At 68.9% G+C, this 24,075-nt stretch carries 23 protein-coding genes; 13 read left to right on the forward strand and 10 right to left on the reverse strand.

The genetic code is table 11. The features are described 5' to 3' along the window. Positions 1–293 precede the first annotated feature (293 nt). Genes AB4Z55_RS18365 through AB4Z55_RS18375 form a run of 3 tightly spaced genes read left to right on the forward strand, consistent with a single transcriptional unit; the run spans position 294 to position 4,671 of the window. The gene (locus AB4Z55_RS18365) at positions 294–1,742 is read left to right on the forward strand and encodes a condensation domain-containing protein (RefSeq protein ID WP_354560288.1); all 1,449 of its coding nucleotides are present in this window, start codon (positions 294–296) and stop codon (positions 1,740–1,742) included. Positions 1,743–1,758: 16 nt separating this feature from the next. Then, complete coding sequence (locus AB4Z55_RS18370; RefSeq protein ID WP_354560286.1) at positions 1,759–3,255, forward strand: condensation domain-containing protein; 1,497 nt, start codon at positions 1,759–1,761, stop codon at positions 3,253–3,255. Positions 3,256–3,261: 6 nt separating this feature from the next. Continuing rightward, complete coding sequence (locus AB4Z55_RS18375; protein WP_369520251.1) at positions 3,262–4,671, forward strand: condensation domain-containing protein; 1,410 nt, start codon at positions 3,262–3,264, stop codon at positions 4,669–4,671. A 4-nt stretch (positions 4,672–4,675) separates the two neighbouring features. On the opposite strand, the gene AB4Z55_RS18380 is transcribed toward AB4Z55_RS18375, so the two are convergent. Further along, positions 4,676–5,260: a TetR/AcrR family transcriptional regulator gene (locus tag AB4Z55_RS18380; protein ID WP_231896026.1), complete on the reverse strand. Its 585-nt coding sequence runs from the start codon at positions 5,258–5,260 to the stop codon at positions 4,676–4,678. A 172-nt stretch (positions 5,261–5,432) separates the two neighbouring features. On the opposite strand from AB4Z55_RS18380, the gene AB4Z55_RS18385 reads away from it, so the two are divergent. Both AB4Z55_RS18385 and AB4Z55_RS18390 read left to right on the forward strand, forming a co-directional pair. Next, positions 5,433–6,995 (forward strand): NAD(P)/FAD-dependent oxidoreductase, encoded by a 1,563-nt coding sequence (locus tag AB4Z55_RS18385; protein WP_354560283.1) that lies wholly within the window; start codon positions 5,433–5,435, stop codon positions 6,993–6,995. 29 nt (positions 6,996–7,024) lie between these two features. Next, positions 7,025–7,855, forward strand: coding sequence for an SDR family oxidoreductase (locus AB4Z55_RS18390; RefSeq protein WP_101819014.1), 831 nt, complete (start codon positions 7,025–7,027; stop codon positions 7,853–7,855). 114 nt (positions 7,856–7,969) lie between these two features. On the opposite strand, the gene AB4Z55_RS18395 is transcribed toward AB4Z55_RS18390, so the two are convergent. After that, complete coding sequence (locus tag AB4Z55_RS18395; protein WP_369520252.1) at positions 7,970–8,947, reverse strand: glycine/betaine ABC transporter substrate-binding protein; 978 nt, start codon at positions 8,945–8,947, stop codon at positions 7,970–7,972. A gap of 64 nt (positions 8,948–9,011) precedes the next feature. Here AB4Z55_RS18395 and AB4Z55_RS18400 point away from each other — a divergent pair, with 64 nt between their 5' ends. The 3 genes from AB4Z55_RS18400 (at position 9,012) to AB4Z55_RS18410 (ending at position 11,984) form a co-directional block, all read left to right on the forward strand. Beyond that, on the forward strand, positions 9,012–10,097 hold the full coding sequence (locus AB4Z55_RS18400; protein ID WP_248645174.1) for a magnesium and cobalt transport protein CorA: 1,086 nt from the start codon (positions 9,012–9,014) through the stop codon (positions 10,095–10,097). Between the two features lie 67 nt (positions 10,098–10,164). Next, positions 10,165–10,806 (forward strand): endonuclease, encoded by a 642-nt coding sequence (locus AB4Z55_RS18405; RefSeq protein WP_248645173.1) that lies wholly within the window; start codon positions 10,165–10,167, stop codon positions 10,804–10,806. A gap of 155 nt (positions 10,807–10,961) precedes the next feature. Continuing rightward, positions 10,962–11,984: an iron-containing redox enzyme family protein gene (locus AB4Z55_RS18410; protein ID WP_369521032.1), complete on the forward strand. Its 1,023-nt coding sequence runs from the start codon at positions 10,962–10,964 to the stop codon at positions 11,982–11,984. Positions 11,985–12,043: 59 nt separating this feature from the next. On the opposite strand, the gene AB4Z55_RS18415 is transcribed toward AB4Z55_RS18410, so the two are convergent. The 3 genes from AB4Z55_RS18415 to AB4Z55_RS18425 all read right to left on the reverse strand — a co-directional run bounded on the left by AB4Z55_RS18415 (position 12,044) and on the right by AB4Z55_RS18425 (position 13,735). Continuing rightward, positions 12,044–12,247, reverse strand: a complete 204-nt coding sequence (locus AB4Z55_RS18415; protein WP_004020332.1) for a CDGSH iron-sulfur domain-containing protein — start codon at positions 12,245–12,247, stop codon at positions 12,044–12,046. Further along, positions 12,244–12,960: a HemK2/MTQ2 family protein methyltransferase gene (locus AB4Z55_RS18420; RefSeq protein ID WP_248645172.1), complete on the reverse strand. Its 717-nt coding sequence runs from the start codon at positions 12,958–12,960 to the stop codon at positions 12,244–12,246. Before AB4Z55_RS18420 ends, AB4Z55_RS18415 begins: the two co-directional genes overlap by 4 nt. A 181-nt stretch (positions 12,961–13,141) precedes the next feature. Continuing rightward, the gene (locus AB4Z55_RS18425) at positions 13,142–13,735 is read right to left on the reverse strand and encodes a suppressor of fused domain protein (RefSeq protein WP_004020330.1); all 594 of its coding nucleotides are present in this window, start codon (positions 13,733–13,735) and stop codon (positions 13,142–13,144) included. A 58-nt stretch (positions 13,736–13,793) separates the two neighbouring features. Here AB4Z55_RS18425 and AB4Z55_RS18430 point away from each other — a divergent pair, with 58 nt between their 5' ends. Both AB4Z55_RS18430 and AB4Z55_RS18435 read left to right on the forward strand, forming a co-directional pair. Further along, a complete protein-coding gene (locus AB4Z55_RS18430) occupies positions 13,794–14,483 on the forward strand; it encodes a metallophosphoesterase (protein ID WP_004020329.1) in 690 nt (229 codons plus the stop codon). Beyond that, the gene (locus AB4Z55_RS18435; RefSeq protein ID WP_064571538.1) at positions 14,473–15,330 is read left to right on the forward strand and encodes a hypothetical protein; all 858 of its coding nucleotides are present in this window, start codon (positions 14,473–14,475) and stop codon (positions 15,328–15,330) included. The genes AB4Z55_RS18430 and AB4Z55_RS18435 overlap by 11 nt, the downstream gene beginning before the upstream one ends. A 22-nt stretch (positions 15,331–15,352) precedes the next feature. Here the strand turns inward: AB4Z55_RS18435 and AB4Z55_RS18440 are convergent, their stop codons facing one another. The 5 genes from AB4Z55_RS18440 to AB4Z55_RS18460 form a co-directional block, all read right to left on the reverse strand. Then, positions 15,353–16,528, reverse strand: coding sequence for an ABC transporter ATP-binding protein (locus AB4Z55_RS18440; protein ID WP_004020327.1), 1,176 nt, complete (start codon positions 16,526–16,528; stop codon positions 15,353–15,355). 3 nt (positions 16,529–16,531) lie between these two features. Beyond that, on the reverse strand, positions 16,532–17,362 hold the full coding sequence (locus tag AB4Z55_RS18445; RefSeq protein WP_004020325.1) for a carbohydrate ABC transporter permease: 831 nt from the start codon (positions 17,360–17,362) through the stop codon (positions 16,532–16,534). A 4-nt stretch (positions 17,363–17,366) separates the two neighbouring features. Beyond that, positions 17,367–18,590: a carbohydrate ABC transporter permease gene (locus tag AB4Z55_RS18450; RefSeq protein ID WP_369520253.1), complete on the reverse strand. Its 1,224-nt coding sequence runs from the start codon at positions 18,588–18,590 to the stop codon at positions 17,367–17,369. Then, the gene (locus AB4Z55_RS18455; RefSeq protein ID WP_369520254.1) at positions 18,587–19,999 is read right to left on the reverse strand and encodes an extracellular solute-binding protein; all 1,413 of its coding nucleotides are present in this window, start codon (positions 19,997–19,999) and stop codon (positions 18,587–18,589) included. The genes AB4Z55_RS18450 and AB4Z55_RS18455 overlap by 4 nt, the downstream gene beginning before the upstream one ends. Positions 20,000–20,203: 204 nt before the next feature. Then, positions 20,204–20,692 carry a general stress protein gene (locus AB4Z55_RS18460; RefSeq protein ID WP_064571539.1) on the reverse strand — a complete coding sequence of 163 codons (489 nt, stop codon included), beginning with the start codon at positions 20,690–20,692 and terminating at the stop codon, positions 20,204–20,206. Positions 20,693–20,816: 124 nt separating this feature from the next. Between AB4Z55_RS18460 and AB4Z55_RS18465 the strand changes: the two genes are divergently transcribed. The 3 genes from AB4Z55_RS18465 (at position 20,817) to AB4Z55_RS18475 (ending at position 24,067) form a co-directional block, all read left to right on the forward strand. After that, positions 20,817–22,118: a CBS domain-containing protein gene (locus tag AB4Z55_RS18465; RefSeq protein WP_101819021.1), complete on the forward strand. Its 1,302-nt coding sequence runs from the start codon at positions 20,817–20,819 to the stop codon at positions 22,116–22,118. Continuing rightward, the gene (locus AB4Z55_RS18470) at positions 22,115–22,639 is read left to right on the forward strand and encodes a DUF1003 domain-containing protein (protein ID WP_004020319.1); all 525 of its coding nucleotides are present in this window, start codon (positions 22,115–22,117) and stop codon (positions 22,637–22,639) included. The genes AB4Z55_RS18465 and AB4Z55_RS18470 overlap by 4 nt, the downstream gene beginning before the upstream one ends. 303 nt (positions 22,640–22,942) lie before the next feature. Further along, positions 22,943–24,067 (forward strand): lytic transglycosylase domain-containing protein, encoded by a 1,125-nt coding sequence (locus AB4Z55_RS18475; protein WP_369520255.1) that lies wholly within the window; start codon positions 22,943–22,945, stop codon positions 24,065–24,067. Positions 24,068–24,075 lie beyond the last annotated feature (8 nt).

A 24,075-nucleotide genomic window follows, 5' to 3' on the forward strand; every position in this document is an offset into this window, starting at 1 on the left:
CCGGCTCGTCGACGCCGACACTCCCCCTCGGTGATGAACGTCACGCGCCCGTGCCACTGCACGCGCCCGTCGCATGCACTTAGGCTCGCTACAGACACAGGCGGTGTCGACACGGCGCTCGGTCCCGGAGAGTTCCTCCGGAAGGCGTCGTCCGGGGCCGCGCGCATGCATCGTGGTATGCGCGATTCCTGTTGTCACAGATCAGAACTCATGGGCCGGGGGGCCATGCCGAGAACGGCATGGCATGGTGTCGCGGCCCGGGAACGGATGACCGACGCAATGGACCACCGCGCATGAAGTTCACCGAGCTGTCCGACTACCCCGTACCTGCCGGGACGGTGACGATCTGGACGCCGACCACACATACGGATCCCTCGGGCTGGCAACCGGATCCACGCCCGTTCACCTACGATCAGTCGGCGTCGATACAGCGATCGGCCAACGGCGCCTCGGACGAACACTCCTGGCTGGGAGCGATTTTCGAGATCGAGAACGATCTGGACGTCGAACGCTTCGACACCTGCCTGCGCCGGTGGCTCACGCGCCACGAAGCGCTTCACTCGACGTCCGACCCGACGAGCGCCGATGCGCGTCGCACCTACCGCGGCGCCCATCTCGGCGTCGATGCCGAGGTCGCCGGTGACTTCGACTCGGGGGACGATGTCCGCGAGTTCCTCATCGAGACCTTCGACGCCGGACTCGCGCCGACACGCTGGCCGCACTGCCTCGTGGCCACCATCGAGTCGTCGCGCGGCGTCACCGTCGCCTTCGCCGCCGACCACGTGATCATGGATGCGTACTCGATCCTGTTGAGCATGACCGAAATCCGTCGCCTGTACACCTCGTCCCGGATGGGCACCTTTACCGAGATGACCGCTGTCGGAAGTCATCTCGACTTCAGCGTCCACGACCGGGCGGTGGGGCTCGGCATGACCGCCGAGCATCCGGCCGTCACGCGATGGCGCACATTCCTGGACGACTCCGCGAACGCCCCGGGAATCGGCCTCCCGCTGGTCCGCCCACACCTGCAGACGCGGGACCTGGCGCGCACACCGCGGCAGCGCGGAATCTCCGAATACGTGGCAACCGACCGCCTGGCGACTTTCGTGAGCTCCGCGGCCCGAGCAGGCGGACACGGAACGCAGACGGCCGTGTTCGCCGCCCTCGCGGTCGCCCTGCGCACCCTCACCGGCCGCGACACGCTACGACTGACCATGCCGATGCACACACGATCGGAGGCCCGGTACGCGGGATCGGTGGGCTGGTATGTCGGGCTGGCTCCGCTCGAGATCGACCTCTCCGGCGCGGGCACCTTCGACGACGCCCTGGCCGCCACGGCGTCCGCGATCGACGCGGTCCGGCACCTGCCGTCGTTCCCCTACCAGCGCGTCGTCGAATTGCTGGGCGTCGGAGGAGAACCGGAGTTCGTCGTGTCGTATCTGGACATCCGTCACGTCGCCGGGGCGGACGAGTGGGATGCGGCCAGGGCGCAGATCCTGCGCGGCGGGTCGCGATCGGACCGGGAGGTCTACCTCTGGATCGCACGGGTGCCCGGCGGGATCACGGTGTCCGCACGACACCCCGGCCACGATCCGGCGGACGCGAGCATCCGTGACCTCATCACGACCTACTCGTCGATCCTGCAGGCGCTCGCGACCGAGGGCACCGCCCTGCCCCTGTCCTCCTACACCTGCGCGCCCTTCGCCGGCCCCGCCGCGATGGACGACGCCCGACCCGCATGATCGAGGAGGAAACCCGATGAGAATCACGGCGATGGGCAACTGGCGGCCGCAACCGGGAACAGCCGTGCGCTTCGATCCGACCGAGGTCTGCCGCGAAGCCGCCGCGAGCGCGGTCGTCCACGCGACACCCGTCACCTTCCTGGCCGAGAACCACGTGCGCGGTGCAGCGGTCGCCCGGGCCGCGGGGCGCACGCATCGCGGATACCTGGGATCGGGCACCGAGATCGACGGCGACCTCGACACCGCGGCACTGGGCACCGCCCTGACTCGCTTCGTACAGCGTCACGAGGTGCTGCGCACCTGGTTCGAATGCCACGACGGGGACGTCACCGCCCACCTCGTCGATCCCGCCGCCGTCGAATTCGAGGGGCAGGTCGACCGCCGACTGGAGACGGCCGACGATGTGCACCCGTACCTCATCGACCGGTTCGACCGCGAGACCTCCAGCGACGCCTTTCCCGGATTCGCCTTCGGAGCCATCAGCCGGCCCGGCGGTTTCGCCCTCTTCCTGGCGTGCGATCACGCCCTCTCCGACGGCGCGTCACAGGCCCTGGCGCTCGACGAGATCGCGCAGATCTATGCGGAACTGGTCGGAGGCGACGAGCCCGATCATGCGGTGCCCGCCGAGCCTGCTCCGGCCGCCGGGGGTTACTTCACCTACGCCGCGGCCGAGGCGGAGTCGACCGCGCAGCATCTGGCGGGTTCCCCCCAGACCCGGGCCTGGCAGGACATCTTCCGCAGGCACGACCTGCAGATGCCGCGGTTCCCCCTCGACCTGGGCCTGGCTCCGGGCGACACCGCACAGGTGACCGGTGTCGAGGTCTCGCTCCTCGACGGCGCCGGGATCACCGCCTTCGACGCCGCGTGCCGAGCAGCGGGCGGCCGTTTCATCGACGGCATCTACGCGGCCATCGCGATCACCGACCGAGAGCTGGCCGGCGCCGACGAGTACTACGGCATGACGGTGTTCAACACCCGCGCCGCTCTCGACGGGTATGCCACGTCGCAGGGGTGGTTCTGCACCTTCGCGCCGGTGGCGTTCGCCCTGGCCGGAGCGTCGACCTTCGCCGAGCTGATCCCGGCGGCCCACACGGCCCGCAGGCACGCGCGCGACCTCGCGACGGTGCCGGTGGCGGCCGCGCTCGCCGCCATCGCCGCCGCGGGCGCCACCCCGGATGCGATCATCACCGCCCCGAACCTGCTCTCCTACATCGATTTCCGATGGTTCCCCGGTGCGTCGCGGGAGGCCTTCCGGCGCGGTGCGCTGTTCACCGGGGAGGGCCGGACGGCCAACGCGTCGGCGTGGATCAACCGCGACCATGACGAGCTCTACCTGGGCAGCCAGATCCCGGGCACCCCGTTCGCGGAGTCCGTGGCGCGCCCCTACTACGACCATCTGCGCGCGGTCATCGCCGACATCGCGCGCGCCGGCGACCGGCAGATCCGTGGGCCGGCGGCGACATCAGGGCCATCCGACCCGGCCGCGGCCGCGGCCCTGCGCAGAGGAGCGTGAGGACGAGTGCACGTCACCACCATCGATCGCTACTGCCCGCCTGCGGGCGAGTTGTTGTCCTGGTCCGTGGACACCTCGACCGCCCGGTCCGAGATCTCCGATGTCCCACCGTCGTTCAACCAGACCGTGCACCTGGCCTCGGCCGGTGAGTCGAGCACCTGGCTGGCCGCCGCGTTCACCGTCCGCGGCCGGGTGGACCGCGCGGCGCTCGGGTCCGCCTACCACGCTCTCGTCGCGCGACACGGCACCCTGCGGTCGTCGTTCTCGGCCGGTCCGGAGGGGGTCCGGCGGCATTCCCACGACCCGGACGACCTCGTACTCCGCGCCGACACCGTGATCCACACGACCTCCGACACCGTTCTGCGCGAACGGCTTCGCGACACGCTCGATCGTGCGTGTCACCCCTTCGGCCATCCCGCGTACCTGTTCGCCGCGATCGACCGCGCCGACGCGTCGACGATCATCTGCGGCTTCGACCACTGCCACGTGGATGCCTACTCGATCTCCATCGTGATCGACGACCTGCATCGCCTGTATGAGGGATATCGCTGCCACGGAGCATCTTTCGATCCCGCGGAGACCGCGATGAGCGGGAGCTTCGTCGACTTCTGCGCCGCCGAGTCACAGGCGTCCACGGTCGCACCGACCGATCCCCGGATGCGCGCCTGGCTCCGCTTCTTCGACGACCGGGACGGCGCCCTGCCCACCTTTCCCCTGGACCTCGGGGTCGAACCCGGCGCCGTCGCGGCACAGGCCACCGAGGTGCGCACGCTGCTCGGGCCGGCGGCGACGGAGCTGTTCGCCGAGCTGTGCCGACGCAACGGCGCCAGCGTGTTCGGCGGAACCCTGGCCGCGATGGCCGACGCGGTACGACGCTGCGGCGGCGGACCCGAACTGCCGCTGCTGTTCCCGATGCACACACGTCGGGAAGAGAAGTGGCGCACTGCCATCGGGTGGTTCACCACCAATGCGCCACTACGGGTCGTGAGCACCGGTGACCTGATCGAGACGATCCGGCGCACCGGGCCCGAGCTGCGCCGGGCCGTGACGCTCGGCGAAGTACCCGTTCCGCAGGTCATCGAGGCGATGGGCGGACTGCGCCGCACCCGGTCGGACATCTTCATGGTGTCCTACGTCGACTACCGGCTGCTCCCCGGCGCGGACCGCCATCGGGTCATCGACGCCCACCACATCTCGAACGCGACCACCGCCGACGATGCGCAGTTCTGGATCTCGCGCACCGGCGACGGGCTGGCGCTGCGCGCCCGGCACCCCGACACGCTGACCGCCCACCGCACCATCCGCGCGTTCACCGACGAACTGATCCGGACCTTGCGCACCGGCGTCGACCTCGCGGACGCCGACGGCGCCGAACCCGGCGGCGGGTCCGACACCGCGCGGGTCGTCGGCCTCTGAACCCCTACCCGATGGTCGCCGCCGCGAGGGCCGGCAGCGCGGCGGTGATCAGGGCGAGCAGTTCGTCCCGGGTGATCGTCCCGGCATCGGGCGTCTCGGCGGTGAGCCAGCGGATCGTCGTCTCCTCGACGAAGGCGATCCAGCCGTGCACGCTCATCACCACGACCGGGGTCACCTCGACCCCGAAAACCGGCGCGTGGTCGAGCACCCGGGCGACCATCACCTCTCGGGTCCGGTCGAAGACCTCCCGCATCGCCGCGTCGGAGCTGGAGGCACCACGGATCAACGCGGTGTAGGCGGTGCGGTTCTCGCTCACGTAGTCGACGAACGCGGCCATCGAGGCCGAGAGGATCGCTATCGGATCGCCCAGGGACGCATCGGGCTCGGTGCGGGCGAGCATCCGGTCCGCCTGCGCCTGCGCGATCGCGACGTGGAACTCCTGCTTCGAGGCGAAGTAGTGGAACAGCAGCGCCCGGGACACCCCGGCGGCGTCGGCGATCGCGTCGATGGTGATCTCCTCGAGCGGCCGGTCCCCGACCATGGCGAGGCCGTACTCGATCAGCTGGTCGCGTCGCGCCTCGGGGCTCATCCGCGTGCGCTTGTGCGGGGTGCGCCGGTCACCGCCCTGTGCGTCGATCGACTTGTCGTTGATCACCGACACTGTGCACTTCCTCGTCCTGTTGCCACCGGACCAGACTACTCCTATTGAGTCTTGTTCAATAGCTATTGACACGTGTTCAGTACCACCCTATGGTGACACCATGACAACGAACGATGTAGAGATCGCCATCATCGGTGCCGGCTTCTCGGGTCTGGGCGCCGCGGTCCGCCTCAAGCAGAACGGCTTCGACGACTTCGTCCTCCTCGATCGCGGCCGCGACTTCGGCGGGACCTGGCGTGACAACACCTACCCCGGCGCTGCGTGCGACGTGCCCTCGCAGCTCTACTCCTTCTCGTTCGCGAAGAACCCCACCTGGTCGCGGTCGTACTCGCACCAGCCCGAGATCCACGACTACATCAACGGGGTCGCCGACAGGTTCGGCATCGCCGCCAAGGCCCGCTTCGGCACCGAGGTGACCCGGACCGAGTGGAACGAGGACGAGGGCCGGTGGATCATCGACACGCTGCAGGACGGGAAGACCGACCAGGTGCGTGCGCGGGTCCTCGTCGGCGGTGTCGGCCCGCTGTGTGAGCCCAACCTCCCGGACATCGAGGGCATCGAGTCCTTCGAGGGCAAGATCGTGCACTCCGCCCGCTGGGACAACGACCACGACTTCGGCGGCCAGCGCGTCGCGGTGATCGGCACCGGCGCATCGGCCATCCAGCTGGTCCCCGAGGTCGCCAAGGTCGCCGGCCGGCTGGACGTCTACCAGCGCACCGCACCGTGGATCGTCCCGCGCACCGAGCGGGCGTACAGCTCGGTCGAACACTGGGCCTACAAGAACGTCCCGGGTTACCAGTCCGCGGTCCGCGGCGGGATCTACGCCGCCAACGAGGTCGTCGCATTCGGCCTCACCTACTCGCCCAAGGCGCTCAAGCCCGTCGAGTTGCTCTGCCGCGCCAACATCCTGCGCGGTATCGGCCGCGACGCCGAACTGCGCCGCAAGGCCACCCCGACGTTCCAGGTGGGCTGCAAGCGAATCCTGCGCTCCAACGACTGGTACCCGGCCCTCGCCCGACCCAACGTCGACCTCGTGACCGACGGCATCGACCGGATCACGCCGACCGGGATCGTGTCGCGGGACGGCACCGTGCGCGAGGTCGACGTGATCGTCGTCGCCACCGGATTCCACGTCACCGACTCCCCGGTGTTCGAGAAGATCATCGGCAAGGACGGCCGCAGCCTCGCGCAGGTGTGGAACGAGATCGGCATGCAGGGCTACAAGGGTTCGTTCGTCCACGGCTTCCCGAACATGATGCTGATGGTCGGTCCGTCGACCGGACTGGGCCACACCTCGATGGTGTACATGATCGAGTCGCAGCTCAACTACCTCGTCGACTACCTGAAAACCTCTCGTGCCCAGGGGATCACCCGGACCGAGGTGAAACTCTCCGCTCAGCAGGAGTTCAACGCCGGCATCCAGCACAAGTTGCGCAACAGCGTGTGGGTGAACGGCGGATGTGCCTCCTGGTACCAGGACGCCAATGGCAACATCACGACGCTGTGGCCCGGCTTCACCTTCGCCTTCCGGCAGACGACCCGGTCCTTCGACGTCGCCGCCTACGATGTGACCCGCGGCGCCCGGCGCCCCGTCGCACCTGCGGCACCGGCCGGTTCCGCCGCGGGCGAGGACGTCGCCGCGCCCGCCACCGCCAACGCCTGACCGACCGAACCCACCACAGGAGACAAGACATGAAGGACTTTCGCGGCAAGGTCGTCGTGATCACCGGGGCCGGTTCGGGAATGGGCCGTGACATCGCGGTCAAGCTGGCACGTCGCGGTGCGCGGCTGGCCATCTCCGATGTCACCCCCGACGGTCTGGCCGTCACCGAGAAGCTGGTGAAGGAGGCGGGCGCAGAGGTCCACTCGCAGCTGCTCAACGTCGCCGAGCGCGAAGCCGTGCTCACCTACGCCGACACCGTTGCCGAGCACTTCGGCGTGGTCAACGTCGTGTTCAACAACGCGGGTATCGCTCACCACGGCGAGATCGAGCGCACCGAGTTCAAGGACATCGAACGGGTGATGGACGTCGACTACTGGGGAGTCGTCAACGGCACCAAAGCGTTTCTGCCGCACCTGATCGCCTCCGGCGACGGGCACGTCGTGAACACGTCGTCGCTGTTCGGATTGCTCGCCGAACCGGGGCAGGCCGCCTACAACTCCGCGAAGTTCGCGGTGCGTGGGTTCACCGAGGCGCTGCGCCAGGAGATGATCGTCGCCAAGCATCCGGTGCAGGTGTCCTGTGTGCACCCCGGCGGCATCAAGACCGCGATCGCCCGCAACGCGACCGTGTCCGGCGACCACGACCAGAAGGCCACGGCCGCACTGTTCGATCGCTACCTCGCCCGTATGACGAGCGAGGACGCCGCGGACGTGATCATCGAGGGCGTGCGCAAGAACAAGGCGCGCATCCTGGTCGGCACCGACGCCAAGGTCCTCGATCTCGCAGTGCGCCTCGTCGCGTCGAAGTACCAGTGGGTGTCGGCGAAGCTGACCGGCTGGGCGCTGTCGAAGGCCGGCTGACACCAGCCGGGCGCACGGCGGCGCCGGGAGCGGAGCGAGCGGGCCGAAGAATCACGGCGACGCCGGGGCACCAACACGCGGTCGGGGCGTGTTGGCGTCCCGGCGCTGTCGTGTCTACAGGCCGTGTTCGCCCAGCCAGGCGAGGGCGACCTCGCGTGGGTCCGACCCGCCGTCGACCTCTGCGGACATGGTGGCGAGGTCGGCGGTGGTGATCTCACCTGCCACCTTGTTCATCGCCTTGACCTGGTCGCGGTTCAGCGCCGCGGACCGGAACACCGGTACGAGTACTTCCGCCCGCGGACCGGTCTGATCGGCCTGCTCGGCGCCCGCGGGCCGGGCGTCGGTGGCCGGGGTGCCGGGGCTGTCCGCGGTGTCGCCGCCCCCCTGCGACGTCCGGAGCGCCTGCACCTCCGATGACGTGCCGTCGGCGTCTTCCCCGGCGATCTCGAGCGGCGTCAGCAGGCCGACCGCCGTGCCGCCTGCCGCGCGGCGGAGCACGTCCTCGGAGGAAGCGACGAGTTCGACCGGACCGAACGCGCACCCCGCATCGGCGAAGGCCCGCATGGTGGCCGCGTCCGGTTGACCGAGAGCGGCGACCGGCAGGCCCGCGGGCAGCCGGGCACAGTCGGCGAGACCGGTGGCGCCGACGTCCCCGGCGAGGGTCGTCGACACGAAGATCTGTGGGGCCGCCGACACCGGAGTCTCGTCCCCCACCGACACTCCCTGCGGCAGTGAGCGATTGAGGTCGCGGTAGACGTCTTCGGCGCCGATCGCGGACGACGACGGGGAGAGCATCGTCAGCAATTCCCCGGTGAAGCCCGGGAAGAGATCGAGTTCGGCTCGATCCATCTCGTCCAGCAGCGTCGGCATGTCCCCGCGGAGTTGGTCGTCGGACACCACCGAGCCCGCGTTGCGCAGCGCCCCCGCGTACACCTCGGCCATCACCCGCATCGCCGGTTCGTCCGACGATCCGATCACCAGCCCGCGCGGCGGGGTCGACGGATCGTCGGCGCAGCCGGCGAGCACCACCGCCAGGACGACGAGGAGGCCGGCCACCGTGACGAGACGTTTGCGGACAAGACGTTCAGGCACCCCGCCACCGTATCTGCAGCGGAGCCTGGGGATCGAACGAGGCGCCCGGGTAAGATCGGCAGCCGTGCCCTCGCTCCCCCGGCCCGGTCCGCGCGGGTTGTCACCGCGCCGCGACCGCCGACCGCTCCCGCAGATCCGCGTCCCGGTGGCGCGTGCGATCGTGGACTGCGCCGTCTACATCGACGGTCACCGGCAGCCGGGGCGCGTCAGCTACACCGAGGGTCTTGCTCGGGTGCGCGCTGCAGGCGAGGGCTTCGTGTGGGTCGGTCTCCATGCCCCCGACGACGCGCAGATGGCCGATGTCGGTGCCACGTTCGGGCTTCACGAGCTCGTGGTCGAGGACGCGGTACACGCACATCAACGACCGAAACTCGAGGTGTACGACGACACCCAGTTCCTGGTGTTGCGGACCGTGCAGTACGTCGAGCACGAGACGATGGCCAAGGCAAGCGAGGTCGTCGAGACCGGCGAGATCATGGTCTTCGCCGGACCGGATTTCGTCCTGACCGTGCGGCACGGCGAGCACACCGAACTGTCGGAGCTGCGCCGCCGCATGGAAACCCATCCCGATCGCCTCGCCCTCGGCCCGACCGCGGTCCTGCACGCTGTCGCCGACAAGGTGGTCGACAGCTACCTTGCGGTCACCGAGCGGATGGACGTCGACGTCGCGGCCATCGAGGAGGTCGTCTTCGGCCGACAGGGTCACTCGCTCGACATCGACCCGGTCTATCTCCTGCGTCGCGAAGTGCTCGAACTACGGCGCGCGGTGACACCGCTCGCGACACCGCTGCAGAGTTTGACAGCGAGCGGTAACCCATTGGTGCCCAAAGAGATCCGACGGCAGTTCCGGGATGTCAGCGACCATCTCACCACCGTCATCGATCGCGTTCTCGAGTACGACGAACTGCTGACCTCGCTCCTGCAGGCCGCGGCCGCCAAGGTCGGCATCCAGCAGTCGACCGACATGCGCAAGATCTCGGCCTGGGTCGCGATCGCGGCGGTACCCACCATGGTCGCCGGCATCTACGGCATGAACTTCGACCACATGCCCGAGCTCCACCAGGAATGGGGTTATCCCGTGGTACTCGGCTGCCTGGTCGCGCTCTGCGCCGGCCTGTTCGTGGTCTTCCGTCGCAGTCACTGGTTGTGATCACCCCCGCGTGACCAGACGCCCGACCGGAGGATTGCCCAGCCGACACGACGGGTAGTCGTTCGCGATGACCCGCACGAACCACGCCCGCGACACGGCGCGCGTCCTGCTCGACCGGGCCGGCCGTACCTATGCCGACGACGCAGGCATCACACTGAAGAACACCCCATCCCCGCTGTTCGAGCTGCTGGTCCTCGCCCTGCTTCTCAGCACCAGGATCTCCGCGGACATCGCCGTCGCGGCCGCACGCGAACTGTTCGCGGCCGGTTATCGCACGCCGGAGAAGATGGCCCGAGCCGAGTGGCAGAGCCTCGTCGACGCCCTGGGTCGGGGCCACTACGTCCGGTACGACGAGAGCACGGCCACCCGCCTCGGCGAGGCAGCTCAGCGGGTCCTCGACGAGTATCACGGTGATCTGCGTCGTCTCGCCGACGACGCCGGGTCCGACCCCGGCCGCGCGGCAGAACTGCTCCAGGGGTTCACCGGTATCGGCCCGGTCGGGGCCGACATCTTCCTGCGCGAGGTCCAGTCGGTGTGGGAGTGGGCGACACCGTATTTCGACACACGCGCACTGGCCGCGGCCCGCGACCTCGGGCTACCCGACGATCCGGGACGGCTCGCCGACCTCGCGGACGGACGTCCGGAGGCCCTGGCGGCCGCGCTGGTCCGCGTCTCGCTGGACAAGTCGCTGCGCGCGGATATCAGCTGATCCGATCGCGGGGCCTATGCTGGGACGACGATCACGACCGTCTCGCCAGCGCCGAGGTTTGTCCCGTGCCCGAATCGGTTATCCGGGAGAGTCCGCGCTCGGCCGTGCCGGACGCCCGGAGACGACAGGAGGACGCACAGGTGTCAGCTGACCCGATGGTCGACGTTTCGACGGAGCACGACACGACCTTCCGGCGACCGCTGTTGCCGGGTGCGCGCGGACCTCTGTCGGCCACCGTCATCGATCTCCTCCGGGGTGACCCCGCATCAGCGTCGATCCCCGAGTTGCCGGTCGACGACGCCGACCCGTACGGCGATGACCTGCAGCTCGCCCTCTACCTCTGCTACGAGATGCACTACGTGGGCTTCGTCGATGCCGACACCGAGTGGGAATGGCATCCCGCGCTGCTCACGATCCGGGCGGCGCTGGAGCGGTCGTTCCTCGCTGCCCTGCACCGCGACGTGCCGGCGGCGGCCGCCGAGGACTCCGCCGACCACGAGATGGACGAGCTCTGCATCGAGAACCCCGACGGCGACGGTGCCTCGTACCGACTCCGCGACGCCGGCACGTGGGAGCAGTACCGCCAGCTGTTCGCGATGCGCTCGCTCTATCACCTGAAAGAGGCCGACCCGCACGCGTGGGCGATCCCGCGTCTCCGGGGCCACGCGAAAGCCGCCTTCGTCGCGGTCGAGTTCGACGAGTTCGGCGGTGGCCGCGGCGACGCCGTCCATCAGGAACTCTTCGCCGACCTGCTGCGGGCCTCGGATCTCCGCGCCGATTACCTCGGGTACCTCGACACCGTGCCCGGCGTCGCGCTGACGCCGGTCAACCTGATGTCACTGTTCGGACTCCATCGCCGGTACCGAGGTGCCGCGGTCGGCCATCTGGCGGCCACCGAGATCACCTCGCCCCCCGGATCCCAGCGCCTGCTCGCCGGCCTGGAGCAGCTCGATGCGCCGGAGGCCTGCCGACGTTTCTACCGCGAACACGTCGAGGCCGACGCGGTTCACGAGCAGATCCTGCGCACCGACGTCGTGGGTGATCTCATCCGCAGCGAACCGGACACCGAGGCCGACGTGATCTTCGGGATCCGCGCCTTCTTGTTCGTCGAGGACGCGCTCGACCGTCATGTCCTGTCCTCCTGGGAGCGCGGCGAGAGCGCCTTCCCCGGCATCTGACACCCGACACCGCGCGCGGTGAGACGCCGCGATCCGGGGACGCCCGCTCGTCCGGGGCGTCAGTCCGTCCGGCGACGCTTCTTGCGGTGGCTGGTGTCACACAGCGGGTAGGTCTTGCTGCGCCCGCATGCGCACACGGCGACCATGAACCGGTCCGATTCGACCTTCGCGCCATCCGGGAGTTCGATGTCGACGGGTCCGGAGACCAGCACCGGACCACCGCGGATCACCCGCACCGCGTTGCGCTTGGCGTCGCCGCTCACGCCGACCCACCCGCCGAACCGGATTCGCCGGGCGCGACCGCGACGATCGCGACCAGTCGCTCGATGCGGCGGTTGCGCTCGAGCATCCCGATCTCCTCCATCCAGCCCGCGCGCGCCGAGAGAACCGGGCCGAACGGGATGACCCGTTCGGCCACCACCTCGGCGGTCAGGCCACCGGCACGGAGGGCACGCAGCGAGGCCTCCTCGTCGGCGAATTCCGAATGAACGAGCACGAAGGTGCCGCCGGGCACCAGCAGGTCCGGAACGTGCGCGCACAGCGGGTCGAGGACGGCCCGGCCGTCGAGGCCGGCGTCCCATGCGTGCGAAGGTCCGGCCGGATGCAGGGCCGCCTCGGATTCCGGCGGGGTCGGTACGTACGGCGGGTTACAGGTGACGACGTCGTACCGGCCCCGATGACGGCGGAGGTCGCCGTGGGCCACCTCGATGCGCACCCCGGCCTCGGCCGCCGCCTGTCGCGCATACGCAACCGCCTCGGCGGACGCGTCCACCGCGGTCACCTCGGTCGCACCCGCCCGGGCCGCCGCGATGGCGATGGCGCCGCTGCCGGTGCACAGGTCGAGGACGCGGGCTCCCGCCACGCCGCGGGAGCGCAGGGTGTCGATCAGCAACTGGGTGTCCTGCTGCGGCAGATAGACATCGAGCTCGGGCCGGGGGGCGGTCGTCGTGGGCAGCGACGATGATGTGAGGGTCACGCGTGGCACCGCCCGACTGTCGTGCCGATGGTCTCTGCTCCCCGTGACTCCATGCGCCCTCACCTTCTCAGACCAGCCGTGCTCTCGATGCTCAGACGTTCCCTCTGTCATACGTTCCGAAACCTCGGAACGGATGTGTTCGCCCGCGATTCGCGAGGAGGCCGGAACTCCTCGAGACGTCTCAGGCCGGAGTTGCCGACGCCCGGTCGGGCCTGGTCACGTCGATACCCGCCTCGCGCCACGCCTCCCGCAGCGCGTCGGCCCCCTTCAGCCGCACCCAGGCGGCCTCGTTGGCGGTGATCGGGATGGCCCGGAGCATGGTGACCGGGTCCATCGGTTCGGGAAGTTCGACGATGCCGAGTTCGTCGGCCTCGAGCAGTACCGCGGTGAACGGGGAACCGTCCCAGAGGGGTTCGCCGAGATCGACGAGTGCGTCGGCGGCGATGATCAGGCCCTCGACGGCCGGCGCGGCCGCCAGCGTCGCCATCCGTTTGTGCAGGCCCGGCAGCGGTGTCCCCGACGACATGCGCACGACGAGCTCGGCACGGGGTCCGCGGACCGGATCCGCGTGCAGGTCGGTGGGATCGGACATCGGATGCCGCGCACACCCCGACGTCACGTAGACCACCGTGGGGCGATCACCGGTATCGGCGGCCGCGAACCGCAGGACGTCGATCGGCTCGACGCCCAGGAACGTCACCGACGCCCGCTGCGGCGTCTCCCCCAGCCGGTCTTCCAGGAATCGTCCGACGACCTCTGTCACGGCTTCGCTCACACCCGACAGGCTACCGACTCCGGCGCGCGGGTCCGGGACGCTCCTCTAGCCTGGAGCAATGGTCCGGGTTCTGGCGGTCGCCGACGAGGTGGTGGATTCCCTCACCTTCGGCGTGGGGATCGAATCCCGTCCCGACCTCATCCTCGGCGCCGGCGACCTGCCGTTCGAATACCTCGAGATCCTGTCGTCGCTGTGCGACTCGCCGTGCGTGTTCGTCCCCGGCAACCACGACCGCGACCTACGCGGGTACCGGCGCGGCCGGACCGGCTGGACCCGCGCAGGCCTCCCGGTCGAGGACCCCGGCCCCTGCGGTGCGGTCAACGCCGATGGTCGGACCGTCTCGGTCGCCGGGCTCCGCATCAGCGGTCTGGGCGGCAGCCGGCGCTACAACGGGGGCACCAACCAGTACACCGACACCCAGCAGCGGCTGCGCTCGCTCCGCCTGCGGTGCACCGCCGCCCTGTCGCCGCCACGGGGCGCCGACATCCTGCTCACCCACAGCCCGGCGCGCGGCGTCGGCGACCGGGACGATCTCCCCCACCGGGGTTTCGACTGTTTCCACCCCCTGGTGCGGTCCCTGCAGCCCGCGCTGCTGATCCACGGGCATGTCCATCCCTACGGCGAACGGCCGGCGGATCTGCCCATCGGGTCGTCGACGACGTCGATGAACGTCGTCGGGTTCTGTCAGTTCGACATCGATCCCGTGACCCGGGACGTCGAGATCGTGAGGCGCAGATATGGCGCGTGACACCGGTTTTCCCGACGCCGACGCCGAGAACGATTTCGCCCGGCTGCGGCGCCAGGCCGAACGAGCACGTCTCGCGCAGTGGTTCATGCGTCAGCCGGCCGACGTGAACACCATCCTGCCGTTCGACGAAGTGGTCGCCGCGCTCGGCCGAACCGGCGAGACCTCACTCGGGCTCCAGGTGGTCGAGGTGTCCTCGATCGTCGGCAGCGTCGACCGGACGAAGGACTTCGACCGTTACTTCCGGCCCACCTCGTCGCGTGGGCGTGAACGCTGGCAGCGCCTGGCCGCAGCGCAACGACGCGGCGAGTCGGTGCCACCGGTGCAGCTCTACCGGATCGGGTCCATGCACTTCGTCATCGACGGCCATCACCGCGTGTCCATCGCGATCGCGCGGAACTGGGCCACGATCGACGCGTACGTCACCCTCATCCACACGCGCATCTCTCCCGAGGGCATCACCGGGACATCCGATCTGGTCCTCAAGGACCATCGTCGGCTGTTCTTGTCGCGCGTACCGCTCGAGGGCGCCCAGGCCGACGCCATCCGGCTCAGCTTCCCGTTCGACTACGCCGAACTCGCCGAGAACGTCGAGGCCTGGGGATTCCGTCTGAGCCAGGAGATCGGCGAGTTCCTCAGCCGCGCCGAGACCGCCCGGCGCTGGTTCGGTGAGGAGTTCCTGCCGGTCGTGCGGATGGCCCGGCGCGCGGGTATCCGACCCGACCTCGAGAGCGACGCCGAGCTGTACATGTGGGTCGCCTGCGAGCGTTATCGCCTCGTGCGCAGGCACATCTGGGACGAGCACGTCTTCGACGAGCTGCTCGACCACTCCCGGCGGCGCAAGCGGTGACCCACCGCCGGGAGGACGCGGCTCAGCGAACCCGCAGCGATGCTCCCGAGCTCTGATCGAACACCGCGATCTTCGAGGCGTCGTAGAACAGTTCGGCCGAACTGCCGCGGGTGACCTTCGAGTCCGGGGACAGTCGTGCGATGAGCTGATTGCCGCCGAGATCCGTTCCGGAGTCGGCGGACAGCTCCGCGAGGGCATCGCTCGACGCCCGGCTCGAGCCAACGCTGAAGTAGGCGTAGATGTCCGACCCCATCGACTCGAGGACATCGATGTTCGCGGTGAACGTCGCCCCCTGACCGCGGGTCGTCGAATCGACGAGCGACGCGTCCTCGAGATGCTCCGGGCGGATGCCGATCAGCACGTCCCCGCCGCTGCCGACGTCGCCGGCACGCGACACCACCGCACGGTGGTCGTCGAGCGAGATCGTGCCGATCGCGGTCTCGATGCCGTCGGAGCCGAGGCGACCGGACAGGAAGTTCATCGCGGGCGAACCGATGAAGCCGGCCACGAACACGTTGGTCGGATTGTTGTACAGCTCTTGCGGTGTGCCGATCTGCTGCACGTACCCGCCGCGCAGGACGACCACGCGGTCGCCGAGGGTCATGGCCTCGGTCTGGTCGTGGGTCACGTAGACCGTGGTGGTGCCCAGACGCTGCTGCAGCTGCGAGATCTCGGTGCGCATCTGCACGCGCAGCTTCGCATCGAGGTTCGACAGTGGCTCGTCCATCAGGAACGCCTTGGGCGACCGCACGATCGCCCGTCCCATCGCGACGCGCTGCCGCTGACCACCGGAGAGGTTGGCGGGCTTGCGGTCGAGGTACTGCCCGAGGTCGAGGATGCGCGCGGCCTCGTCGACCTTCGCGGCCACCTGATCCTTCGGCATCTTCGCGAGGGTCAGCGGGAAGGCGATGTTCTCGCGGACCGACATGTGGGGGTACAGCGCGTAACTCTGGAACACCATCGCGATGTCGCGGTCCTTCGGCGCGCGCTCGTTGACGCGCTCGCCGCCGATCCGCAGTTCACCCCCCGAGATGTCCTCGAGGCCCGCGATCATGTTGAGCGTCGTCGACTTGCCACAGCCCGACGGGCCCACCAGGATCACGAATTCGCCGTCGGCGATCTCGATGTCGACCCCGTGTACGGCCGTCGAGCCGTCGGGATACTGCTTGGAGACGTTGTCCAGAACGATGTCTGCCATGGGTTATCCCTTCACGGCGCCGGAGGTCAGGCCGGCCACGATTCGACGTTGGAAGAAGAGCACGAAGATGATGATGGGGATGGTGATGACCACCGCGGCGGCCGAGATCGACCCGGTCGGTTCCTCGAATTGCGAACTGCCGGTGAAGTTCGCGATCGCCACCGGTGCGGTGATCGCCCGTTCGGTCGACGTCAGGGACAACGCCAGGAGCAGGTCGTTCCAGGCGAAGATGAACACCAGGATCGCCGCGGTCACGACGCCGGGGGCCGCGAGGGGTGCGATGACCTTGCGGAAGGCCTGCCACGGCGTGGCGCCGTCCATCTTGGCGGCCTTCTCCAGCTCCCACGGGATCTCGCGGAAGAACGCGGACAGGGTGTAGATCGCCAGCGGCAGCGCGAACGTGATGTAGGGCAGGATCAGGCCGGGCCAGGTGTCGAACAAGCCGAGTCGTCGCTCGATGTTGAACAACGGGGTCACCAGCGAGATCTGGGGGAACATCGCGATCAGCAGAGCGGCGCCGATCAGGAGCTTCTTGCCCGGGAAGTCCAGGCGCGCCACCGCATAGGCCGCCATCGTCCCGAGGATCACCGCGATGACCGTCGTGATGAGTCCGACACCGATCGAGTTGATGAGCGCCGAGGTGAATGCGCTCGTCTCGAAGATGTTCTTGTAGTTGTCGAGTGTGAACTCACTGGGCCAGAATCGCCCGTCGGTCACGCTGCCTGCCGGTTTGAACGACAGACTGATGATCCACAGCAGTGGGATGAGCGCGTACAGGATCACCAGGATGTTGGCGATCGACCACCAGGCCTTGGACTTTCCGCTCGTATTCAACGGCTTACCTCCCCTCGTCGTCGGAACCCGGTGCGGCGGTGCCGAACCCCTTGATGAACACGAACGCGATGATCGCGACGCAGATGAAGATCAGGATCGAGATCGCCGAACCGACGCCGAGATTGAAGGCGCCGAACAGATTGTCGTAACCCAGCATTGACACCGAGTAGGTGTTGTTGGACCCGCTGGTGAGGACATAGATGTTGTCGAACACGCGGAACGCGTCGAGTGTGCGGAACAGCAGCGCCACCAGGATCGCCGGCTTCATCAGCGGGAGGATGATGCGCCACAGCCTCGTCCACGCTCCGGCACCGTCCACCTGGGCCGCCTTGAGCAGATCGTCCGGCACGAGCGCGAGTCCGGCCAGCAGCAGCAGGGCCATGAACGGGGTCGTCTTCCAGACCTCGGCCAGGACGATGATCGCCAGCGAGGGCCATTGCTCGGTCAAGGGAGCACTGCCGTCGGGCAGCAGATTCGCGAGATATCCGGTGCCGGGTGTCCAGGCGTAGTACCACGAGAACGCCGCTGCCACCGTCACGATGCCGTACGGGATGAGGACGACGGTACGAATCGTGCCGCGTCCGAAGATCGTTCGGTGCATCACGAGCGCGATGGCCATGCCGAGCACGAGTTCGATGATCACCGAGACGACCGTGATGCCGACCGTGACACCGAAGGCGGTCCACCAGTAGTTGTCGGTGAGGACGGTCGCGTAGTTGGCGAACCACACGAACTCGCGTTCGCCGGGCGCCGAGAGGCTCATCTTGTTCAGCGACAACCAGACCGCGTACACGATCGGGTAACCGGTGACCAGGATCATCATGAGCGCGGCCGGCGCGACGAGCCAGAAGGCCAGTCGGCGCTCGGCGGCCTTGCCCTCGCTGCGCCTGCGCGGTGCGGCCGGTGCGTCGTCGGCTCGCGGACGCTCGGCGACCGCCGTCGTGCCGGCTGCGGTGGCAGCAGCCGGACCGGCGGCCGGAGCGGGTGCGGCCGCCGGACCGCTCACCGGCGCGGCGTCGTGCCGTCCGCCCGGCGGCGGGGTCCACACCTGGTCGGATTGCACCGGCGGCGTGTCACCGACGATCGGGATCGGGCCGGTCTGCGGCGGGGCGTCGTCCGGCAGGGCATGACGTCCGGCGCGGAACCGTGCGTCCTCGCCCGAAACATCACGACCCGGCTGGTCGCCGCCGGCCTGTCGGTCGTCTCCGGGTGTCGTGTTGTCGCTCACGGGATCAGCCCTTCCCCGTCGATGGCCTTCTGGACCGCTTCGGCGAGTTCGTCGACGAGAGCCTCCGGCTCCCAGGCGCCGACCGGACTCAACTTGGCCTGCAGCAGCGTCGAGATCGCCTGGTAATCGGGCGACTTCGGGCGCAGCGCGGCGTGTTCGGGTTCGAGCTGCCGCTTGATCTCGTCGGCCATCGGGTAGGCGAGCCGGAAATCGGCGTCGTCGTAGATGGATTCGATGACCGGCGGCGGTCCGGCGCTGAACGAGAACGCCTTCTGCCCCGCCTCGCTGGTGATGCACTTCGCGGCCTGGAAGGCGAGATCCTGCTGCTTCGAGGTGCTGGCGACGGCGATGTTGATGCCGCCCAGGGTCGTCTTCGTGGGGAGTCCCTCGAAGCCCGGGTAGGGCGCGAAGTCGAAGACCCGCCGCATCTCCCGGTTCAGCGGGACGACCTGCGCCGCCGTCGGCGGGTTAGCGGTGTCGGCGTAGAGGTTCGCGTACTGGGTGAGGTCGAGGAAGGCGACGCTTCCGGCGACGGCGTTCTCGCGCATGCCGGCGAAGACGAACGGCCAGTTGACCTGATACAGAGCCTCTCCGCTCTCCATCCCGAGTCGCGCGGCGCCCTCGTCGGAGTTGGTCAACGAGGGATCGGCCCCCGGTGCGGTCGCCACGCGCTTGAGGGTCTCCAGGGCGCGCACCGTGGCGGCGCGGTGTTCAGGGGTGTCGTTCAGGGTGACCTTGTCGGGGTCCTGCGGATCGACGATCTGGCCGCCGGCACTCGCGAGCACCGAGTTGAACCACACCATCAGGCCCTCGTATTGCCTGCCCTGCACCATGATGTAGGTCGGGCCGCCGTTGCGTCCGCTGACGAGCGCGTCCTCGAGCATGCCGTTCCACGTCGACGCCGGGCGGCGTCGGTCGACGTCCTCGGCGAGGACATCCGGCCGGTACCACAGCAATTGGGTGTTGGTGGAGAACGGGATGGCGTAGAGCCGTTCACGCTCGTCGTCGTCGGTCTTCCACACCGCGGTGTCGAGCGGGCCGCCCAGGGTGCGTGCCGAGATCTCCGCCGCCATGTCGTCGGGCACCGGCACCATCCAGCCCGCGTCGGCGAATTCGGCGGTCCACACGACGTCCATACCCATCAGGTCCAGACCGCTGTCGTTGCCCGCGAGGCGCCGTGCGAGCTGCAGACGCTGATCGTCGGCACCCTTGGGCAGCGGAGTCGTCACGACCTTGTACGCCCCGCCGGAATCGGCCGAGCACTTGTCGCCGATCTCGGCGAAGGTGTCCGCGCCGTCGGCCGGCGGATAGAAATTGAGTACGCCCGCTTCATATCCCGAGCCGCATGCGGACAGCACGGGCAGCATGGCCGCCGCTGCCACCGCCGCGGCGAGGACCTTCCGTCTCACGCGTCTGGTAGATCCGTCAGTCCTGACCCTGCTCCGCACGCAGCCTCCTCGATGTCGTACGCGGCGGGCGCACCAGGTGCTCCGCCGTGAGCGTCCGAAGTGCAACGCTATACGTGAGGATTCGTGACATGCAACACATTCGGCATGGGCGTGCCACTCCGCGAGCGATTGTGATCCCACCGTGTCCGAGCGGGAGACGTCGGCTCAGAAGGTCAGACGGGTGAGCATGTCGCGTGCCCTCTCTGCGCTTTTCGGGTCGCACAGCACGTCATAGCGTCCCGCGACGAGTTGCATCGTCGAGGCGAAATCACGCTGGCCGCGCGTGGCCGCGTACGGAATGGTCGCGGAGATCACACCGAAGACCATGCCGCCGACGATGCCCACGAGGATGGGCGCGATGGGCGAACCGGTGAACACGAGCGCCACCAGGCAGCCGAAGAAGAAGCCGAGCCAGGCACCGGACACCAGCCCGCCGCCGATCACCTTGCCCCATGTCAACCGGCCGATGACTCGTTCGACCTGCATGAGATCGACGCCCACGATGGTGACGTCCTGCACGGTGAAGTTCTCGTCGGAGAGGAAATCCACCGCGCGTTGGGCCTCGGCGTAGGTTCCGTAGGAACCGATCGGCCAGCCCTTCGGCGGGGTGGGCAGGCCCGGCGTCTCGCGGCTCGGGCGCATGGGGTTGGTCATGTCGGGGCCTTCCCTGTTGTGCGACTGCTGCGGTGGGACTCGACCGTGAGACTCGTCTCCCACCGGTGGGCGTTCGGTGTCTGCCGTCGGCCTCCACGGAACCGATGGCACTACCCTTACTCCCATGTCGTCGGTGAGCAAGGTGTTCGTGGCCAGATTAGTCGGGTTGGCCGTCCTTGGTCCCGACGGTGAATCGATCGGTCGCGTCCGCGACGTGGTGATCTCGATCCGCATGTCCGGACAACAACCGCGCGTCCTCGGTCTGGCGGTCGAATTGACCACCCGGCGTAGGATTTTCGTTCCCATGCTGCGCGTGACGGCGATCGAGCCGCAGGCCGTTGCCCTCAACACCGGCACCGTCAGCCTCCGCCGGCTCCATCTGCGGCCCGGCGAGGCGCTGGCGATCGGGCAGGTTCTCGACACCCACGTCCGGGTCGTCGATCCGGACCTACCCGAACTCGCCGACGCCGACGTGACGGTGATCGACCTCGGCATCGAGAAGACCCGGACCCGCGACTGGGTCGTCTCCCGCGTCGCGATCCGCGCAGGCCGCCGCGGTCTCCGACGCCGCCACGAGACCCAGGTCGTGGAGTGGTCCAGCGTGCAGGGCATCACCCAGAGCGCATTGAACCTCCCGGGACAGGGAGTGGCACAGGCGTTGTTGCAGTTCGAGGGCATGCGGCCGGCCGACGTCGCCAACGCCCTGCGCGAACTGCCCGCGAAACGGCGCGACGAGATCGCCTCGGCCCTGGATGACGAACGGCTCGCCGACGTGCTGCAGGAATTACCGCCCGACGACCAGAAAGAGGTGCTCGCCGCGCTCGGTCGCGACCGCGCCGTCGACATCCTCGAGGCGATGGACCCCGACGACGCGGCCGATCTGCTCGGCGAACTGCCCGACACCGAGGCCGAGGCGTTCCTGGAGGAGATGGACCCCGTCGAGTCCGAACCGCTCCGGCGCCTGCTCCTGCACTCCCCCGACACCGCCGGCGGTGTGATGACCTCCGAGCCCATCGTGGTGACCCCGTCGACCACCATCGCCGAGGCGCTCGCCCGCGTCCGCAATCCCGACCTCACGCCCGCCGCGGCGAGCCTGGTGTTCGTCGTCCGCCCGCCGACGGCGACGCCGACCGGGAAGTACCTCGGGTGCGTACACCTGCAGGCCCTGCTCCGGGAGCCCCCCGCCCATCTCGTCGGCGGCATCCTGGACACCGACCTCGTCCAACTCCACCCCGAGGACTCCCTGGAGACGATGACGAGATACTTCGCGACCTACAACCTGGTCTGCGGACCCGTCGTGGACGAGGCCGGGCACCTGCTCGGCGCGGTGAGTGTCGACGATCTCCTCGACGAGATCCTGCCGCGCGACTGGCGCGAGACCGAGCCCGAGGACGCTGTCGAGCCCGTCGGAGACGTCATCCGATGAGCGAACCGGGACGCAAACTCGACACCCCCAGCACCCGTCGCACGATCTCGTTCAATCTCGACTCCGACGTCGTCGGGATGTACAGCGAGCGGGTCGCCAGGTTCCTGGGCACCGGGCGCTATCTGGCGATCCAGACGGTCGTCGTGATCGTGTGGATCGCGCTCAACCTGGTCGCGGTGTCGATCAGATGGGACCCGTACCCGTTCATCCTGCTCAACCTCGCGTTCTCCACCCAGGCGGCGTACGCGGCCCCGCTGATCCTCCTGGCCCAGAACCGGCAGGAGAACCGTGACCGAGTCTCGCTCGAGGAGGACCGGCTGCGGTCCGCCCAGACGAAGGCGGACACCGAGTTCCTCGCACGTGAGCTCGCCGCCGTCCGGCTCGCGGTCGGTGACACCGTGACGCGCGACTACCTGCGCAAGGAACTCGACGACCTGCTCGACGAACTCACCGAACGACTCGGCGCCACGTCCGACGACGAGCCGCCCGCCGGTACGGGTCCGCGCGACCGCTCGCGCTGATCTCCGGAGTGCACCGGCCCCGACGTAACACCCGGAGCCCGTCGGCGCGATGGGTTCACTGACACCAAAAGTGGAGTTCGTGTCTGGGACGTCAGACCCATATGTATGGTGGGTCACAGTTCGGACCGGATCCCGGTGTCGACCACGACACGACGGATTCGTCCGGTGCATCCATGCGAGCGGCTCTCGAACCGGGCCGCGGGTGGTGATCGCCGCGTTCTCGGGGGCAGATGTGTGTGTTGACAACGGAGTGGACATGACCGGGCAGCGTCCCGGGGCCGTGTCGGGCGACGGGAGCCGTCGATGAGGCCCCTCGACATCGTCCGCCGCCGCCGCGGACCGCGTCGTCCGTCCTCTTTCCCCCGCCGCGCCGCGACTCTCGCCGTGGGTGGTGGCCTGGTCGGTGCGCTGGTGCTGGGCACCGCGACATCGAGCGCCTCCGGTGGCACCGTCGCCGCACCCGTCTCCGAACCGGCTGCCCCCGTGGTGCTGGCGGAGGTCGTCGCCGGCTCACCGGTCGCCCTGCTCGGCTTCGCACCTCCGCCGGAGAAGCCCGCGACCGCCCTGCCGGCACCACAGTTCCGGCTCGCCGCCGATCTCCCGTCGGGTCCGCTGGGAATCCCCGGCGTGGTCCTCCAAGCCTACAAGCTGGCCGCGAACCGCGTCGCGGCCGAGAGCCCCCAGTGCAAGCTCCCGTGGTTCCTGCTCGCCGGCATCGGCCGGATCGAGTCCAATCACGCGAGCAACGGCTCGGTCGATCAGTACGGTACGACCATCAATCCGATCGCCGGCCCGGTCCTCGACGGCTCCCTGGCCGGCAACGCCGTCATCAAGGACACCGACGGCGGGCGCATCGACGGCGACGCCGGACACGACCGCGCCATGGGCCCGATGCAGTTCATCCCGAGCACATGGGCCGCGTGGGGCTCCGACGCCAACGGGGACGGGAAACCCGACCCGAACAACATCTTCGACGCCACCTACTCGGCCGGCCGGTACCTGTGCGCCGGTGTCACCGACATCATGAACGAGCGCACCCGGGTCTCGGCGGTGCTGCGCTACAACCGCTCGATGGAGTACGTCGCGAACGTGCTCGGCTGGGCCGGGGCGTATGCGACGGGCGTGATGCCGACGAACCCCATCCCGGAGATGAAGCGCAAGCCGTCGAGCAGTTCGAGCAAGTCCAGCAAGCCGAGCACGCCGAGCACACCCGGGTCCGAGTCGTCCTCGTCGTCCTCCTCGCGCCGGCCGAGCCCGCCGCCGCAGCCGTGCATCATCGTCTGCCTGCCGTCGATCCCGCCGCTGTTCCCGGGCCAGCCCGCACCCCCGCCGACCAAGAAGGACGCTCCGGCCACCAAGCAGGCCCCGGCGGGCAACGCCGGACCGAACCGGCCGGGCGCTTCCGGCGCGCCGGTTCCGGTTCGCTGACACCGCGA

This window comes from Gordonia sp. ABKF26, from assembly GCF_041103195.1.
GTDB lineage: Bacteria > Actinomycetota > Actinomycetes > Mycobacteriales > Mycobacteriaceae > Gordonia > Gordonia terrae.

Excerpts from the sequence above, each read along its gene's own strand:
- AB4Z55_RS18390 (WP_101819014.1), top strand. The coding sequence starts at position 7,025 with ATGAAGGACTTTCGCGGCAAGGTCGTCGTGATCACCGGGGCCGGTTCG.
- AB4Z55_RS18380 (WP_231896026.1), bottom strand. The coding sequence starts at position 5,260 with ATGAGCCCCGAGGCGCGACGCGACCAGCTGATCGAGTACGGCCTCGCC.
- AB4Z55_RS18460 (WP_064571539.1), bottom strand. The coding sequence starts at position 20,692 with ATGACCAACCCCATGCGCCCGAGCCGCGAGACGCCGGGCCTGCCCACC.
- AB4Z55_RS18410 (WP_369521032.1), top strand. The coding sequence starts at position 10,962 with ATGGTCGACGTTTCGACGGAGCACGACACGACCTTCCGGCGACCGCTG.
- AB4Z55_RS18385 (WP_354560283.1), top strand. The coding sequence starts at position 5,433 with ATGACAACGAACGATGTAGAGATCGCCATCATCGGTGCCGGCTTCTCG.
- AB4Z55_RS18365 (WP_354560288.1), top strand. The coding sequence starts at position 294 with ATGAAGTTCACCGAGCTGTCCGACTACCCCGTACCTGCCGGGACGGTG.
- AB4Z55_RS18475 (WP_369520255.1), top strand. The coding sequence starts at position 22,943 with ATGAGGCCCCTCGACATCGTCCGCCGCCGCCGCGGACCGCGTCGTCCG.
- AB4Z55_RS18430 (WP_004020329.1), top strand. The coding sequence starts at position 13,794 with ATGGTCCGGGTTCTGGCGGTCGCCGACGAGGTGGTGGATTCCCTCACC.
- AB4Z55_RS18440 (WP_004020327.1), bottom strand. The coding sequence starts at position 16,528 with ATGGCAGACATCGTTCTGGACAACGTCTCCAAGCAGTATCCCGACGGC.
- AB4Z55_RS18435 (WP_064571538.1), top strand. The coding sequence starts at position 14,473 with ATGGCGCGTGACACCGGTTTTCCCGACGCCGACGCCGAGAACGATTTC.
- AB4Z55_RS18370 (WP_354560286.1), top strand. The coding sequence starts at position 1,759 with ATGAGAATCACGGCGATGGGCAACTGGCGGCCGCAACCGGGAACAGCC.
- AB4Z55_RS18465 (WP_101819021.1), top strand. The coding sequence starts at position 20,817 with ATGTCGTCGGTGAGCAAGGTGTTCGTGGCCAGATTAGTCGGGTTGGCC.
- AB4Z55_RS18405 (WP_248645173.1), top strand. The coding sequence starts at position 10,165 with ATGACCCGCACGAACCACGCCCGCGACACGGCGCGCGTCCTGCTCGAC.
- AB4Z55_RS18470 (WP_004020319.1), top strand. The coding sequence starts at position 22,115 with ATGAGCGAACCGGGACGCAAACTCGACACCCCCAGCACCCGTCGCACG.